Annotated in this window: 12 protein-coding genes; 3 read left to right on the top strand and 9 right to left on the bottom strand. The window is 37.9% G+C overall.

Annotation, left to right across the window (positions count from 1 at the left end; genetic code table 11):
- Window positions 1–5: 5 nt before the first annotated feature.
- The 6 genes from essA to COE25_RS19360 all read right to left on the bottom strand — a co-directional run bounded on the left by essA (window position 6) and on the right by COE25_RS19360 (window position 8,356).
- A complete protein-coding gene (gene essA, locus COE25_RS19335) occupies window positions 6–518 on the bottom strand; it encodes a type VII secretion protein EssA (RefSeq protein WP_098933787.1) in 513 nt (170 codons plus the stop codon).
- A complete protein-coding gene (gene esaA / locus COE25_RS19340) occupies window positions 493–3,831 on the bottom strand; it encodes a type VII secretion protein EsaA (RefSeq protein ID WP_098933788.1) in 3,339 nt (1,112 codons plus the stop codon). The genes essA and esaA overlap by 26 nt, the downstream gene beginning before the upstream one ends.
- 222 nt (window positions 3,832–4,053) lie before the next feature.
- The gene (locus COE25_RS19345) at window positions 4,054–4,350 is read right to left on the bottom strand and encodes a WXG100 family type VII secretion target (protein ID WP_026565218.1); all 297 of its coding nucleotides are present in this window, start codon (window positions 4,348–4,350) and stop codon (window positions 4,054–4,056) included.
- Between the two features lie 476 nt (window positions 4,351–4,826).
- The gene (locus COE25_RS19350; RefSeq protein ID WP_257208899.1) at window positions 4,827–5,795 is read right to left on the bottom strand and encodes a carbohydrate kinase family protein; all 969 of its coding nucleotides are present in this window, start codon (window positions 5,793–5,795) and stop codon (window positions 4,827–4,829) included.
- Between the two features lie 59 nt (window positions 5,796–5,854).
- The gene (locus COE25_RS19355) at window positions 5,855–7,267 is read right to left on the bottom strand and encodes an MFS transporter (protein ID WP_098933790.1); all 1,413 of its coding nucleotides are present in this window, start codon (window positions 7,265–7,267) and stop codon (window positions 5,855–5,857) included.
- A gap of 27 nt (window positions 7,268–7,294) precedes the next feature.
- Window positions 7,295–8,356: an NAD(P)-dependent alcohol dehydrogenase gene (locus COE25_RS19360; protein WP_088090256.1), complete on the bottom strand. Its 1,062-nt coding sequence runs from the start codon at window positions 8,354–8,356 to the stop codon at window positions 7,295–7,297.
- Window positions 8,357–8,547: 191 nt separating this feature from the next.
- On the opposite strand from COE25_RS19360, the gene COE25_RS19365 reads away from it, so the two are divergent.
- On the top strand, window positions 8,548–11,082 hold the full coding sequence (locus tag COE25_RS19365) for a tetratricopeptide repeat protein (RefSeq protein WP_098933791.1): 2,535 nt from the start codon (window positions 8,548–8,550) through the stop codon (window positions 11,080–11,082).
- A 312-nt stretch (window positions 11,083–11,394) separates the two neighbouring features.
- On the opposite strand, the gene COE25_RS19370 is transcribed toward COE25_RS19365, so the two are convergent.
- Window positions 11,395–12,102, bottom strand: a complete 708-nt coding sequence (locus COE25_RS19370; protein ID WP_088085114.1) for an SH3 domain-containing protein — start codon at window positions 12,100–12,102, stop codon at window positions 11,395–11,397.
- 154 nt (window positions 12,103–12,256) lie between these two features.
- Complete coding sequence (locus COE25_RS19375) at window positions 12,257–12,760, bottom strand: DUF6241 domain-containing protein (RefSeq protein WP_098933792.1); 504 nt, start codon at window positions 12,758–12,760, stop codon at window positions 12,257–12,259.
- A gap of 345 nt (window positions 12,761–13,105) precedes the next feature.
- On the opposite strand from COE25_RS19375, the gene COE25_RS19380 reads away from it, so the two are divergent.
- A complete protein-coding gene (locus COE25_RS19380) occupies window positions 13,106–14,308 on the top strand; it encodes a macrolide family glycosyltransferase (RefSeq protein ID WP_098933793.1) in 1,203 nt (400 codons plus the stop codon).
- A 130-nt stretch (window positions 14,309–14,438) separates the two neighbouring features.
- On the opposite strand, the gene COE25_RS19385 is transcribed toward COE25_RS19380, so the two are convergent.
- On the bottom strand, window positions 14,439–14,867 hold the full coding sequence (locus tag COE25_RS19385) for a MurR/RpiR family transcriptional regulator (protein ID WP_306572705.1): 429 nt from the start codon (window positions 14,865–14,867) through the stop codon (window positions 14,439–14,441).
- 392 nt (window positions 14,868–15,259) lie between these two features.
- Between COE25_RS19385 and COE25_RS19390 the strand changes: the two genes are divergently transcribed.
- Complete coding sequence (locus COE25_RS19390; RefSeq protein ID WP_098933794.1) at window positions 15,260–16,156, top strand: DMT family transporter; 897 nt, start codon at window positions 15,260–15,262, stop codon at window positions 16,154–16,156.
- Window positions 16,157–16,245: the final 89 nt, after the last annotated feature.

Here is a 16,245-nt window from a genome sequence, read left to right on the forward strand (position 1 = left end):
CTCCTTTACCCAAGCGTTTTTCTCATCATAGTATAGATCCCGCCGCAGCCAATCACGACCATCCCTAAGAACGTCGTGATTGTTTTTGTGTTCAAAATACCACCTTGTTGATCCTCAGGCTCGTTCTCGGAGGGAGCTGCAGTATATTGAACTGTATAATTACTCGAAAACAGTACCTTTTCAGTATGTTTCAGGGTAATATCGGGCTTACTCGGCGAAACAAAAAGCCCTTGTTGTAAATCTGACGTGGATTGTTCCATTTCTATTTGTTTCGTTTTGAGGGCAGCCTGCGTTTGTTCCTTAAAAAGGTTCGGCGCCAATTTTTCCAATTCCGTTTCTTGATAGTCTTGAGTTTCTAAGTTCTCTCTTTCAACTGCATCTTGGCCAACCCGGTCCGTTTGCAATCGAATTTTCCCGCTATGATCAAGGGTTTCATCCGCCAAAGGCTGGAGTGAAAACATAAAAAGGAATCCTGTAAAAACAGTGATAACACTACAGAGCTTCACTAATTCCTTCATGATTAACCTCCTCGCTTTTAGCCGAACGATTAAAGACAAACAAATGGCCGGCAAGGCTGACAACCATCAGGGCTGCTAAGCCAAAAATAATCCACTTTGTATCAGCTGCTCCACTTCCAAACTTCATTAATAACGTCTCAATGTATTGCAAAGGTGAGTAGTCTCTTAATGTAGCAGCGGCAGAAAATTGATCAAAGTGACGTCCAAGTGCCTCGGTTAGGAATAAATAGAGGCTCAAAATCACCAAAAGGATAAACATACCTGCCATTTTCAACTGCCGTAATAAATAAGCTGACACCATCAGCAATGTGACCATAATCAACGTGATTAAACCGATCCATTGCAGGGATTTCCATTCACTCATTTGCAGTAAATAGGCTGACAGCAGTCCGATCACGATCCCCTCAACCAGACCAATACTCACAGTCATAATTGTGAGCGGTATATTCTTGCCAACAATTGTTTGTTCTCCCGCAAATGTGTCTTCTTGTAGACGTTTTCGCTCATGATTAGAGAGAACATAGGCGGTAAATAAGGCGACAATAAAACAGATCAAGACAACAAAGTAAGGTGTAAAGGTATCACCTGCAGCGATAACCCCAGCATTCTTGGTTTGGACCGGATTTGAAAGAAAGCTTAACAAATCTTCATTTGGCCGCTCACCTATGCGGCTATTGGCTAGCACCCCGGCGAAATTGTCAGCAAAGTTTTGGTCCTCTGCCAATTTAGTTGTTAAATTACTCGAAAGGTTCCCTGCTTGTTGTACTAAAGTCGTTCCACTGGCTTGAATTTCCTTCGCTTGACGATCGATTGCATCGAAGGTTTGATAAACCGAATTAGCGGAAGTTAAATTAGATTTCGACTGGTCCGCTAGGGATTGACTTGCAGCAAGCAGCGAGTTAAATTCATTTCCTATCGATAGAACTGCCTGTTGTTCTTCGTCCCCATTCAGCAAAACTTTTGCTTGTTCAGTTTGTAAATTGAGACTTGCTTCGCGCCATGCTCCCAAATCTTTTAACGTCTCAGAAAGGTTTGTATTTAAAGTTTCTGCTTGTACTGTTGTTTCGTTAATACGCTCCGACATTTGGGCCGCATCTTGATTGGCATTGTCAACCAGCAGCATATATTCATCTATTTTGCCTTTTACATCTTCTGTCTGTTCCCGTATTTCCTCTGTTATTTGTTCAGCAATATAAGATGCTAACACATCGACAATGTCTTGCTTATTAAATAAATAATATAGTGAATCCCCATCTGCCATATCCGTCAGATTGGTTTGATTCAAATCATTTACTAGGTCCTGACGATTAAATTGATCTATGCCAATGCCAAAGTATAAATTATACAGAGCCAATAACTTATGGAAATCACTGACGGTATCGCTGGAAGCATTGATCAGAACACTTGTCGAATCCCCGGTAAGAGGTGACATCACTTGGCGGGTAATATGGTTATTTAAGATTTCCAATTTCTCAATAATGCTTTTGTTGTCATTGTCACTTGGTTGAGTCAATTCTTGATTTTCTACCGTCTTTTCGTTCGTCGTATCATTCGGACTTTTGCCCATTTCTTCAACTGTTATGGGCTGATTACTTTCATAGGACGATACGGATGGCTCGGTTTTCTTTTTAATTTCAGCTGAAGTTCCTTCTTCCATTCCTGGCAGTTCTGGATGATCTACATCGGTTATATCCTTCTGATCGAGTTCCCAACTCCATGTAATCGGCTGGAAAACATCAAGGATTGCATCCATGTTTTGAAGTCTCACATCAACTTTTACAGTGAATTGTCCTTCATCTGTTGAAGGCAGTTTAATTTTTTGGTACGGAAGAAATGACTCAGTATAATCCATTTCTTGACTATTTGGTAATGATAATAAAACTCTCTCAATCTCAAATTCTTTTGGAATCGATAGAGCAAGTTCCTGCCCATTCTTTTTATTTTTCTGCAGGTTTACGGTATCTGTCAGAGTTACCCCCTTTGTCATCAAATCACTTTTGACTTGTTTTACTTTTTCAGACAAAGGAATCCCATTTGCATCACGATTAGGGGTATAACCAAACTCTTGATTGTATTTATTGGTGACAGCTATGACATTTTTTAGCTGGGTGATGGTTTGATCACTTAGACCTAGGCCGTCTAAATCATTACTATCAAGTGTTGGCAGCAGATCAATTTGCTTTTGTAATGTATCCCGTGCATTTTTATCTGGAGCAGCAAACATATGACTTAAGGAAACATTTTGCTCTTGACCTGAACTATGTTTTATTTCGTTCTTAAGCTTATCGGCAATTAATTGCTCCATATCTGATGCCAATTTGTCCGACAGCTCTGCATTCATTTGATCCATTTTATCCTTCGTGTCCTTCAGGTACGCTTGAAGGGCGGCTGATTCGGTTAAAATAGTCGCCGACTGATTACCATTCTGGTGGAACTGGTCATTGATAGCCTTATTAGCTGACGTTAAATAATCTAATTGCTGCATGACATCGCCATGATTTATTTCACGATCTAACATGTTAAGCTGGCCAGAGAAACCCTTTGTTAAAAGACCATTTGCCACTTTCAGTTTTGTAAAATCCACTAAGCTGGATTGGTAGGTATGGCTTGCGGTTACATCCTCACCCAGGCTAGTTTCAAACCCCTTTAATAGGTCCTGTAAGCCGGTAAAGCTCTCTCTCGATATCTTTGTGTTACTCTCAACAGCTCCAAACTGAGCGGTGTAACCGGATATGGGACGAAGGATCGATTGATTATAGAAGTTCGTATATACTTGCTCCTTGTTTACCAATGTACCAATATTGTCCTGAGCATCATGTAAATTGCCAATGACACTAGCAAAATAGACATCAATAATTTGGCGATTAAAATCTCCTAAGATAGCGCTCGCCGTTTTCTCGGCTTTTGCTTTTATATTGCTGTTATCTGAAGCATTAATTTTGTAGTTCAATACCACCTGTTCTGGTGATTTCGAATCAATTGATAATGCCTTTTCTGTAAAATCATTCGGAATGACAATCATCATGTTGTAGACATTCCGCGCAAGGCCGCTTTCAGCCACTCCACGACTGACAACATACCAGTCATGTGTATCATCTTTCTCAATATTCTTGATAAATTCAGCACCGAATTCATAGTTCTTATCATTAAAACTTGCACCTTGATCTTCATTAACCAATGCTACGGTCATTTTCTGCTCATCTGTGTTAGCTTTGCTATTTGAACCTTGATTCAATGCCAGATAAGAGATGCCTGAAGATAGCGCAAGGATCAGCACTAGAAATAACAAGACACCCCGCTCAACCCTTTTCATCCACTCAACCCCTGAAATTTTTAGTATGTAATAAAGAAATGATTTCTATTTTTATATAAAAACATTTTAATATGTTGGGAGACTTTTTTAGTTGCCAGTTGCGGCAAACAAAGAATAAAAGCCACACAACAATTGTCGCGTGGCTTTTGGTTTTTTGGGATCATAGCCCCTAATGACATTCCACTTATCTAATGCTCATCTTTCATTTGTCAGGCAAATGAATTAATTAAGCCCAAAATTCTGCGATAATTGCTCATCTTGTTGAGCAACTGCATCTGCCGTCTTGTTCAATTGTGTATTAATTTCCTGCATTAATTGAGCAAAATTTTGTACTTTTGGCTTCAACTGGTTAAACTGATCGTCAAATCTTTGGAAGGCACGGCCTTCCCATTCACCACGAAGTTCATTTTGTAAATTAGTTAAGTCCCTTAAAATTTGCTCAATTTGTTGTGAACTTTGCCCATAGCGAGTCGCTTTAGCTTTTAACTCCGCTGGGGTCATACGAATTTGTCCAGCCACTTGTTCTCCATCTCCTCTGCCTATAGTTTGCCGTGGAATTAATTAATCACGAATTCCAGACAATAACACTACGTTGGAAGTAAATTCCTATCTATTTATTTAACATAGGATCTGGGAACATTCAAACGCCTCTGGAAATGAGTGGGATTTCGTCTAGTACTTTCCTTCTAATTTACATTAAAACTGGGAATTTTCAGCCGGAGGATAAGGGGAATATGATTCTTTCTTAGTAAGACAAAGGGTTTGTTTTTTGACTATATATAAGGAAATATTAAAAATCGTAGCACTATTTACCTGTTTTTCCGAGTTAGAATGGGTTCCTTGCACAGTTCTAAATACACAAACTTTACTTGACAAGACGATGTGGTAAGTAGCTATGTTGATACGAAGAAATGAAAAAAGAGGCTTCTCATAATTACCATTACGAGAAGCCTCTTTCAAAGAGTAGAATATTTGTCATTTTTGTAAATTTACATTCAAACTTTAGCAATTTCTATCTCATAACCACTTGGCAATGCTTCAATAGCTCCTATTTTTGTACAAACAAGCGCTCCAACCTTATTTGCGAAAGACACGATGTCATGGAGCGTATCAAAATCATTACTAATAGTTTTGATTTGTTCAGAGTCAGCAAATCTGTATAAGGCTGCTCCGACAAAAGCATCACCTGCACCTGTAGAATCAATGGATGTAACCTGAATGCTGTTAACAATCTCATTTTTCTTTCCATTAGACAGCAATGTTCCTCTTTTACCAAGCGTAACTGCTATTATTTCCGCTCCCATTTCATGAAGGAGACTAACACCTTCTTCATGATCTTTAGTCTCTGTGATAATCTCCAATTCCTCATCACTTACCTTAACAAAATCACTTAAAGCGATTGCTTTTTTGGCAATTGTGACAAACTCATCGACTCTTCCCTTCCATAAATCGCCTCGATAGTTAGGGTCAAACGAAATAAATTGTCCCTCATCTTTGGCATTGGAAATAAGATTTAGGTAGGTGCTGCAAAATGGCTCAGATAACATAGCTGTCGCCGAACCAAAATGGAGAATCTTTGCATTCCTTATTTTATCTTGATCAATATCGTCTAAGGTCAAAAAAGCATCTGCTCCCCTATGGAATACAAAGTCTCGCTCTCCACTTTTCTTTAATGAAACAAAGGCTAAAGTGGTTGGTACTTTCTCATCCATGACAAGCATAGAGGTATCTACATTTGCAGCGTCTAATGTTTGTTTCAAGAAAACCCCAAATGGATCCTTCCCTACTTTTCCGCAAAACGCTGCCCCCCCTCCTAATTTTGCAATGGCAGCTGCGACATTGGCCGGTGCACCACCAGCACTTTTTAAAAATTGACGTCCCTTTATTAAATCCATGTCAATATCCGTACAAAAGAAATCAATTAATAATTCTCCAACACAGACAACTGAAAGATTTCTAGTTATATTATTTTGCACATCTATCACACTCATTTACTAAATTTAAATTTTTATATAAAGAATAATTAAACTGGTTGTTTTGATTTTTGCTCCAAATCTGACATCATATTTTTATATTTTTTCTCTGTTAACGGATAGAAGCTTATGATTAATACAGCAAGTAAAATAAAAAGTCCTGGGATCAATGCATTCATATTTTTAATAGCATTTAGTGAAGTTACTGTCTGTACTGCATTAGGTACATAGCCTGCTATCCCTAAATAAATGGCAGAGAACGACCCTGCGAGGGCAACTCCTAATTTATTAGTAAAACTCATGCTGGAAATAACCACGCCATCAGCCCGAACTCCAGTTTTCCATTCAGCATAATCTACACAATCGGCAATCATACCCCAAGCTAGCGTATTTAAAGGAGTGGTAAAAAAGCCCGAAGCAAATAACCAAAATAAAATTAACGTAACTGAAGAATATGGAGTAAAGTGCAGCCCGATGTACGAAATAAGAGATATAGCAGCTGAGATAATCATCACGTTCTTTCTACCCCATTTTTTTGAAAATACAGGGATAAATAAGTTACTGATTAACGCTGCCCCAAAAAATAAAACGGTTCCCCAAAACACTAATTCCTTTTGATGGATATTGTACGTAAAGTAGTACACCATGGTACTAAGTTTAATATTAAATCCAATAGCAAACGCCAAAAATGATGAGGCTAGAATTAACAAAGGCTTGTTCTTAAATAAAACAGATAACGTCATTTTAATTCCATGTTTCTCGCTCTTTTTGGGGACAATTCGCTCCCGTACTGTAAAAAAGCTAAAGAGATTTAAAACGATACTTACCATCGCATAGACTAGAGCAGTCATCTGAAATCCAAGTTCTTGATTCTCCCCTCCAAATGCTGTTGCAAGTGGTGTTGCAAATGAAATGGATAGTAGAATTCCTATATAAACCAATATCATCCGAGTAGTTGTTAATACGGTTCGTTCTTGCACGTCATTAGTTATCCGCGCTGTTAAGCTGTTAACTGGAATCGTTTGCATACTAAAGGACATTCCTAGCAAAATATAGGTAACATACGCATAGATAATGTTTCCAGTCGGGCCAAAGTGAGGGTTAGTAAAACACAGGAAAGTGAATAACGCGAACGGAAGGGAGACCCATAATAAATATGGTCTTGCTTTCCCCCACCGCGTGTTGGTCGTATCTAAAATCATCCCCATGACTGGGTCAAAAATAGCATCTAAAATTCGTACGACAAGGAATAGAGTTGCAATAACCGCAGGGTGAATCCCACCGACATCCGTATAATAGAAAAGGAGATACGCGTTAACAAATTGGAAAACAATATTATACGACATATCACCAAGTCCGTATCCAAATCGTTCTAACCAGGATAAACCAGTACTAGTCTTACTAGAGCGGGAACTATTTTTGCCTTTGGCCTTCAATCCTGCTAATTGTCCTGTTTCTATCATAGATTATACCTCTCCATTAGTTCAGTTTTAGTCATTCGGATAGACTATAATTTTTAAACATTCATTTTTAAAATTAAGGGCTCGTTCCATCGCTTCACTTGTGTCAGCTAACGAATATCGATCCGTCACAAGATGCTTGGTGTCAACTATGCCAGAAGCAAGGAAGTTGATCCCTTTTGGATACGTGTTTGCATAACGAAAGATGCCATAAATATCAATCTCATTGTCTGCGATAAATGGTACATTTAGCGGGATTTCATTCTGGGAAGGCAATCCTACAATGGCAAGTTTTCCACCTCGACGAACGGAAGCCAGTGCGGATTGCAGCGCTGCTGGATTCCCGGCTGTTTCCCAAGCAACGTCAACCCCTCTGCCATTTGTAATGTTTTTGATTTCCTCGAGTGGTTCCTGATCCCGAATGTTGATAACATGAGTTGCCCCCATTTTTTTGGCAGCCTCAAGTCGTAATGGCTCCAAATCAGTCACTATTATCGTGCCTGCCCCAAATGCTTTGGCTGCACCGACAGCCATTAACCCCACTGGACCCATTCCCATAATAGCAATGGTTGATCCAGGTTGAAGTTTCGTTCTCATCGCTGCATGAATTCCAACAGAAAAGGGTTCGATCAGGGCAGCATCTTCAAAGGATAGTGTATCCGGGATTGCGAAGACAAAGTCTTGCCGCATTTTTATATATTGTACAAATGCACCGTCTACTGGTGGCGTTGCCAAAAATTCTACATCTGGACAAAGGTTATAACGACCCTCTTTACACGCTTCGCAGTACCCGCAGGTTACACCTGGTTCAACCGCAACGCGATCACCGACTTTAAATCTATTAACAGCCGTTCCAACAGCAGCAATCTCACCTGAGCATTCATGGCCAAGGATAATCGGCTTCTCAACGATGTATTTACCAATCCTGCCATGAGTATAATAGTGTAAATCCGACCCACAAATTCCAACGGCCATTACTTTAATCAAAACTTCATCGTGACCAATTTGCGGAACAGGCAATGATTCAATTGTAATTTCTCTTGTACTGTGCATAATTGCTGCTTTCATGTGTGTAGGTAGTGTGTTTTTCATTATAAAATCCCTTTCTTTTTGTAAGTGCATACATTTTATTTCCCTCTGTTATATTTTGATTTTACTTGCTGCCCCAATGATCTAGTAGCTTTTTAGACTGTATAAACGTACAGCGGCACTGTACTTTTTAATTTTTCATATACAAAAAGAGATGGATTGGTAAAATAACATAATAGGAGGTGTGAGGCATTATGGCTGAACTTGAGGACCAGACAGATTTTGCGGAACTGTTATCATCTGGTGTTAAGTCTTTAAAACTCCATCCTGACTTTAAGATCAGAAGGAAAAAAAATGATGTTAATACATCTGGACAATCTTACTTAGACAAAGTCGCTTACCAGCTTGGGGTCTCTTCTAACACCATTAAAAGCTGGATAGGGCAAATGGGCCCAAAATATATTCCCGGTCGAATTGACGACGGCAAACTATTTGGAATTATCTGGGTTATAATCGAAAAGACTGACAGGAATATACAGTGGTTTACAAAACTACTTGAGACTACTTCCATACCTGTAATTAAACCTGCATTACCTATCTGGGTCGTTTCATGTCTAAAAAAAGCTAAAATCTTACGAAATAACGGGGCATTCGGTGCACCGCTTGATGAAGACATTGAAAATGTAATTAATCGATTGTTTCCTGATACGCAAATAAGCAATACTATTACACCTAAAGAACAGCCAATGACGCATAACTTGCCAACTCGCTGGTCAGGAGGCTTCATCGGTAGGAGTTTTGACTTAGAAGCTATTCGTCAGTGGATGCTTTCTCCTTCACCAGTATGTACAATTACTGGTTGGGCTGGCATGGGAAAAACGACCATCGCGCTTGAAGTAGCATATACCTGTGTTGGGGAAAAACTCCATGGGAATTCTGTTAATGTCGACGAAAATTGGCCAACATTTAGATCCATAATCTGGGTAAGTGCTGATTGGAAAGGGTTAACCTTTAGTGATTTCCTAAATACAATTGCCTATCAACTAGGACGCGTAGAACAAATAGATAAATCAATTAATGAAAAACGTTTTGTTGTCCGTAATGCATTGGCGAATTATTCTCGGCAAGAACCTGTATTGCTGATTGTAGACAGTATTGATACTGCCGAAAGTGATATTCACGATTTCATTACCAATCTCCCACAAGGTGTTAAAGTAATCCTAACCTCTCGTGAGAATTTGTATCAAAAATATCGAGAGGCCTTTCGGGAAATGGTTACCATTCAGCTGAAGGGTCTTGAAAAAACTGAAGCTTTTGATTTTTTTACTTATGAAGTACGCCGTCAATTACAAACTTGTAACTCTCCAGATAAGCGAGAAAAGATAGAACAGTTATTGAATATATCTCCTGAAATCCAGCACCAGTTGTTTTTAGCGACTGCTGGTAACCCTAAAGCTATTGCACTCAGCATAGCCTATATTTCAGACGATGACATTCCTGCTCAACAACTTATTCAGGAATTAGGGAAAGCCGGCTACACATTGTTGGAAATGTTTGATTTCCTCTTTGGGCGGACATGGAAACGCTGTGATGAAGGTACCCGGCGTCTATGGCAGGTGCTATGTTTTTTCAGCAAACCTCCTGATGAAGAGAGCTGGGCTGCTGCCGCTGGATTAGATGTTCGAAATTATCATTATGCTGTTGAACAGATGCGGACCTTTGCCCTGATCCAACCAGAGCGGATAGAAGGGAAATTATATTATCTTGGGCATCAAACCGTAGTGGCTTATGGCGAGCAGCACTTGTTAGAGAATCAAGACTTTGAAAAGGAAGCACGCAGTCGATGGAGCCGATATTATATTCAGTACTTAGAAACCCATTTAAAACGGGAGCAGCTAAATTCTGTTTATTGGAGTCACCTGCTTGGTCGTGATTTGGATAAAATCAAGAAGGAATGGCCGAACATACTTAAAGTTATAAAGTGGGCAAGCCAAGTTCCAGAAAAGGAGCTGCTAATTGATCTGGTAACACGCATAAGTCACTTTTTAAGCCGGATTAACTTGCCGCTCCGAATCGAGTACGGACTGAAAGCCGCTGATTATGCCCACCAATTGGATAAAAAAACGCATGAAGCTTTTCTTCGAATTGATACAGTAGGCTGGGCATTAATAGAAGTCAATGAATTGGATGAAGCTCTTCAACAAATTGAAGCCGGGCTTCAGATACTAGAGCATTTAGATTCTAATTACGCGGATGTTTTTGATTTAAAGGTTTGGGGACTTGCCTTAAAATCCAGACTGTTCTTAAAATCAAGCGATCCTGAAAAGGCAGAAGCAATTTTAAGAGAAGTCATAGATATATCCACTACCCCTATTATCCAACATAGAGTTTTATTAGTTCGCGGGGACTTAAGCTTGTTGCGAAAGAATTATGAAGAGGCAATCAATTTATACGAAGCCGCTAATCAAATCAGCACAATGTATGGCGGTGAAAAAACGATTGAAGCATATTTTAATTTAGGTTTAACTTATGTTAATTGCGACGAATTTGAAAAGGCAGAAACAGCGTTTGATAATATTCTCTATCACAAAAATAACGCTAATCAGATTGAGCTAATTTATTATCATTATGGGATGGCCAAAATGTTTTCTAAGAAAGGCGATAATGAAAAAGCACTGCAATCAAATCAAATCGCTATTAACCTTATTGATTCGTGGGAACCAACCATCAGTATTCGAAAAGAAGTAGAACAATTTAATGATGTAATTGAAAGTAATTTACATATTTAGCCGTGTTTTAATAAAGGCCAGAGGCTTGGCAGTAAATTTTAACACTAAAAAACCACTCCTAAATTTTATTAGGAAGTGGTTTTTTAGAGAAGAAAATAGTGGCATTTTGTCGCTATATACTCAGAATTTGTAGATATTTCCCGGGAATTTGTTGAAATTTGGAGGAATGTCCGTATCGCGTACCGCTATAAGCGCATTAATGTCGGATTGAAGAACGATGCACCAACAACCTCTATTAAAAACTCATATTTAATTCGTTATATCGCCCGGCGATACGATACAGGTAAGCAAAAAAAACCTAAAACAGGCACCTTATTTACGGAATATGGAGAAAAGCCTCTCCCATTTTTCCTTAGGTTTTTGTATCGCTTCTTCTAAACGCTTATTAAAATCATTTTGTGAACGCCATTCTTTTTCCAGTTCGTCCCGCATATTTTGAATTTCTTTTTGTAAAAATTCACTTTTTTGTATTTCTTGCTGCAGCAAAGTTTCATAATGGTTATTTTGTTGTTCCGTTAATTTTTCAATTTTAGCATGAGTTTTTTGCGCTGAATTAGCAATACTGGAACTTATAACATGGTGATCTTGCTGGAGTCGGGAAACCGTTAGTTTAAGCTGCGACATATCGTTTGTCAGTTGGACATTCATTTCACGCGTGGCGGCAAGTTCATTGACTAAAACCTTTAAAATCTCTTTTAATTGATTAGGGTCTTGGGGTAAATTTTCATATGTATCGGGTACCGCAATTTCCGTTTCATTGAAATCTACTAATCTTTCCTTTTGTTGATACGCAAGGTCTTTAGCTGTATCGTCTAGGGGCTTATCCGTATCGCGTAGCGCTATAAGCGCTCCGATATCAGATTGAACAAAGATACGCCGATCGCCATCTTTTAAAAACTCATATCCATTCCGTTCTAAGATTTGGCCATACTTTCGAACAGTTGGTGTTGCAATCCCAACTTCTTCTGCCACTTCCTTGGATGAGAAAGCTCGTTCATTCGATTGTATATCACGTCGCATATCGGACCTCCTTTTCTATTAAATATGAAGGTTTATTGATTCATTTGCAAGATATATCGCCCAGCGATACGAAACAAAATAAGAACAGATCAGCCCTTTTTTGATGCTATCTCGAAAACATCAAATTAAAAGCGCTCCAAATGAACGCTTCTTTCTACTCAACATCGAAATTCTCCTGTATAAATTCCATTTCCTCTTCAGGTGAGGCTATGCCATTAGCCTTTCCAACCGTGCCACCCTGTAGCGACCAAATGGCATTGTGGTTATTAACGACATGATCAAAATTGCCTTTATCCCAAGATCTTAATATATTTAAATATAAATCAGCATTTCCATATTTTTTCTTATTTGCTTCCACCACTTTTAATAATCTTTTAACCCGTTCAGGCGTTAATGGCAAAGCACCCCATTTTTTTTTCGCTAATACCTTTTGATGTGACATGTTATGTATGGCTTGCTGAACAGAGTTTTCACTCATGCTTAACGGAAATTCACGATCAACCTTATTATTTTGTTCATTTACTTGGACCACTTTTTCGCCACTAGGTGCAGTTCCCACCCTAACAGTGACGTTTTCCTTATCAAGATATAAATATCCCCCAATTAATACCCCCGCGAGTACTACTGGGATCCATATTTTTTTATGTATTTTTTTCATAGTTTCTCCTGTTCCTCTAATGTGAAGGTCTGGAACATTGCTCCGTCCCTCCAAGATAGGCTTTAACTATAATAATTCAACATTTTCCCTTTACTTTCCTTTAAAACCTTTTAAAAAGTCTCAATTACCGAATAAGCTTGGCGAACATCTTCAGGGGAAAAGGGAGCAATAACTTCATACCCTTACCTATCTATATGAAGAAGGAATGACTCTAGGGGTTATTAGAAGTTTGAGATTTTCAAGTATTGTACTATGATAAATTTAATTCCATTATTTGAGTGGGCAAGTGTATGGGACAGTGACCCTTACTCTACACAATTTAGAATTACATAAGGAGTGGTAGAAATGGCACGTGTTTTATTTATTAATGCCGGATCAGAAGGACATATCAATCCAACTATTGGAGTTGTGCAAGAGCTTATTTCGCGCGGCGGAGAGGTAGTTTACTTTACGATAGAAGCTTTTCGAGAGCGAATTGAGAAAACGGGAGCAATTGTACGAACATTGGACAATCAAAAATTTTTAAAAGCCTTTATCTCGGGTGGAAGAAATTATTTACTTGAAAGAATTAACGGTCTTTTACTTACGGCAGATATTGTCATACCTAGCGTGCTTGAACAGATTGAAGGAGAACATTTTGACTACATCATCCATGATTCCATGTTTGGTTGTGGACGTATACTTGCCCAAATCCTTAAACTTCCGGCAATCAATTCTTGTACTTCCTTTGCGCAGACAAAGGAATCATTCGATCAAATGTTGGAACAGCTTTCTAAAATCATTCCTACAGAAGTGGGTAAAGAAATAAACGATGAATATCAAGGCCTGACGGCAAAGGTGAAGGAAAAATATGATGTCGAGATCCATTCTCCTTACGATGTTTTTTGTAATCCTGCCCCACTTACAATCGTTTACACTACTAGGGAGTTTCAACCTTTTGGAGAAACATTTGACCAAACTTACAAATTTATAGGTCCATCCATCTCTACACGATTAATTCAAGAAAACTTTGACCTTACAGCAATCAAGGGAAAAAGACCAATTTATATTTCACTGGGTACTGTCTTTAACCAAGACATTGATTTTTATAAGCTTTGTTTCGAATCATTTGGAAATAGCAATCACACGGTTGTCATGTCGATCGGGGAAAAAGTTCAAATATCTGATTTAGGGGAGGTCCCTAAAAACTTTATTGTAAAAAATTATGTTCCACAAACTGAGGTACTGAAATACACTAAATTATTTATCACACATGGTGGAATGAACAGTACCCATGAAGGTCTCTATTACGGGGTTCCGCTCATTGTCATCCCACAAAGCGCGGATCAACCGATCATTGCCGGGCAAGTTGCCAATATCGGAGCCGGCATTAAATTACAAATGCAAGGCTTGACTGCAAATCAACTACGTGAAGCTGCAGAATATGTGTTAAACACCCCATCTTTCCATAAAGCTGTTTCAAATATAAGGGAATCTTTTCAAAAATCGGGTGGATATCACCAAGCTGTTGATGAGATTTTTGAATTTAAAAGTCAATATGATATCTAAATATAAAAATTTCTCTGCTGCCATTATTGGTGGCTTTTTTTAGTGGTTTCGGGGCTTCCTAAAAAAAGACCACCTCCTAGTCTTTAGGAAGTAGTTTTAACTTTAGAAAATGATAATATGGACTTAAGTTTTAATAAGAAAACAATACATTCTTTTCTATAAGTGTTTTTTCAAGTCTTTTCAACTTTTTAATCGATTCTTCTGATGACCGTTTACCAATTTCAATTACCAATGCATCTAACAATGCAATAATAGGTATTACTGAAAATTGTTCTTCACTAACTTCTACTTTCAACGTTACAGACGCATATGAAATAATTGGGCATGAGATATGGTCTGTTATCAATATAATGCTATGGCCTAGTTCATAAGCCAGCTTAACGGCTTCGATAATTCGATTAGTGTATGGTTCAAATGAAAAAACCACTAAAATTTCATCCTTTTCAAATTGCAAAATCCTGTCATAAATCACTTCCGTATCATGGCCTAGTTGCCTTATCCTAGGATAGAATTCTCCAAGCAATAGTTCAAAATATAATGCAGTATATTTATAAATTATATTGCGTACAAATAATAAGGTCTTTTAATTCTTCTCTCAAAAATAACAAAGGAGATACTACTTAAAACCGTAGTATCTCCTCTTAAAATTCTTTAAAAATATTCATTTCACCAAAATTGTAGACATTAATAACTTCGGTAATTGAGTCGTATCTGGTATTAAGTGAGAGTTCAATAAGATTTTATAGAGTATAATTAATAATACGCTAATAGAAATAGGGGGGGTTATTATGCCATTATCAAATACAAATCTATACATCTGGAAGCCATTTTCAACATCACCGCCACCACCGTTTACTCAAGCTGTTGGGTCAGCACTGAATAAGCTTATATTAAAAACAGATTAAGAATCTGCGAAATATAAGCTGTTTCGCAGATTCGAAGGAGTAGACGATGAAATCTAAAATTCAATTCCTACTATCAATGATAATCTTTGGTACGATTGGCGTATTTGTAAGATACATTGATTTAGCTTCGAGTGAAATAGCTTTATTACGGGGTTTAATTGGTAGTTTATTTTTAATGACAGTCATGTTCATGATGAAGAAAAAAATTTCATGGGCATTGGTTAAAGTAAATGCTTTAGTTTTATTACTTTCGAGTATTGCATTGGGAGGAAATTGGATTTTCTTTTTTCAAGCGTACAAGCATACGACCATTTCTAACGCAGCACTAAGTTATTATTTTGCAGCTGTGTTTGTCTTGATTCTTTCTCCATTTGTAATTAAGGAAAAATTATCAACAAAGAAAATAATCTGCATTGGTGTAGCCATGTTTGGTATGTTATTAATTGTTGGTAATGGTGGTTTAAGTACATCTGGATTAGATGATTTAATTGGGATAGGCTATGGATTAATGGCAGCTATATTCTACGCTTCATTAATGCTATTAAACAAGTTCATCAAAAACATGAACGGGTTAGAAACTACATTAATTCAGCTTGGAACGGCAACATTACTTCTCATGCCATATGTATTCTTTACTGAAGGATTTGGGATTTTAGAAGTATCAAGTTCTTCAATTCCATTTATATTAATCTTAGGGCTGGTACACACAGGTATTGGATTCTTGTTATTCTTCTTAGGTATGCAGAAATTAAAAGGGCAGAGTATAGCTGCATTAAGTTATGTAGACCCAATCACATCATTATTGATTTCTGCTGTTATCTTGCAAGAGCAAATGACATTTGTTCAAATGCTTGGTGGTGCATTGCTTTTAGGCTCAACATTTGTTAGCGAAAATAAATCAATCAAATTCTCAAAACGATTATTAAAAACACCAGTTAAATAACGAAATAAACAGTGGGAAGCAATGTTTCCTACTGTTTTTTTTAAGTGTTTTTTAAACTATATTTAACAATATGGCCCAATAACAAAAAG

The organism is Bacillus sp. AFS031507, from assembly GCF_002584635.1.
In the GTDB taxonomy this organism is placed as follows: Bacteria; Bacillota; Bacilli; order Bacillales; family Cytobacillaceae; genus Neobacillus.

Coding starts and splice junctions, on each gene's coding strand:
- COE25_RS19360 (WP_088090256.1), bottom strand. CDS start 8,356: ATGAAAAACACACTACCTACACACATGAAAGCAGCAATTATGCACAGT.
- essA (WP_098933787.1), bottom strand. CDS start 518: ATGAAGGAATTAGTGAAGCTCTGTAGTGTTATCACTGTTTTTACAGGA.
- COE25_RS19365 (WP_098933791.1), top strand. CDS start 8,548: ATGGCTGAACTTGAGGACCAGACAGATTTTGCGGAACTGTTATCATCT.
- COE25_RS19375 (WP_098933792.1), bottom strand. CDS start 12,760: ATGAAAAAAATACATAAAAAAATATGGATCCCAGTAGTACTCGCGGGG.
- esaA (WP_098933788.1), bottom strand. CDS start 3,831: ATGAAAAGGGTTGAGCGGGGTGTCTTGTTATTTCTAGTGCTGATCCTT.
- COE25_RS19370 (WP_088085114.1), bottom strand. CDS start 12,102: ATGCGACGTGATATACAATCGAATGAACGAGCTTTCTCATCCAAGGAA.
- COE25_RS19380 (WP_098933793.1), top strand. CDS start 13,106: ATGGCACGTGTTTTATTTATTAATGCCGGATCAGAAGGACATATCAAT.
- COE25_RS19390 (WP_098933794.1), top strand. CDS start 15,260: ATGAAATCTAAAATTCAATTCCTACTATCAATGATAATCTTTGGTACG.
- COE25_RS19355 (WP_098933790.1), bottom strand. CDS start 7,267: ATGATAGAAACAGGACAATTAGCAGGATTGAAGGCCAAAGGCAAAAAT.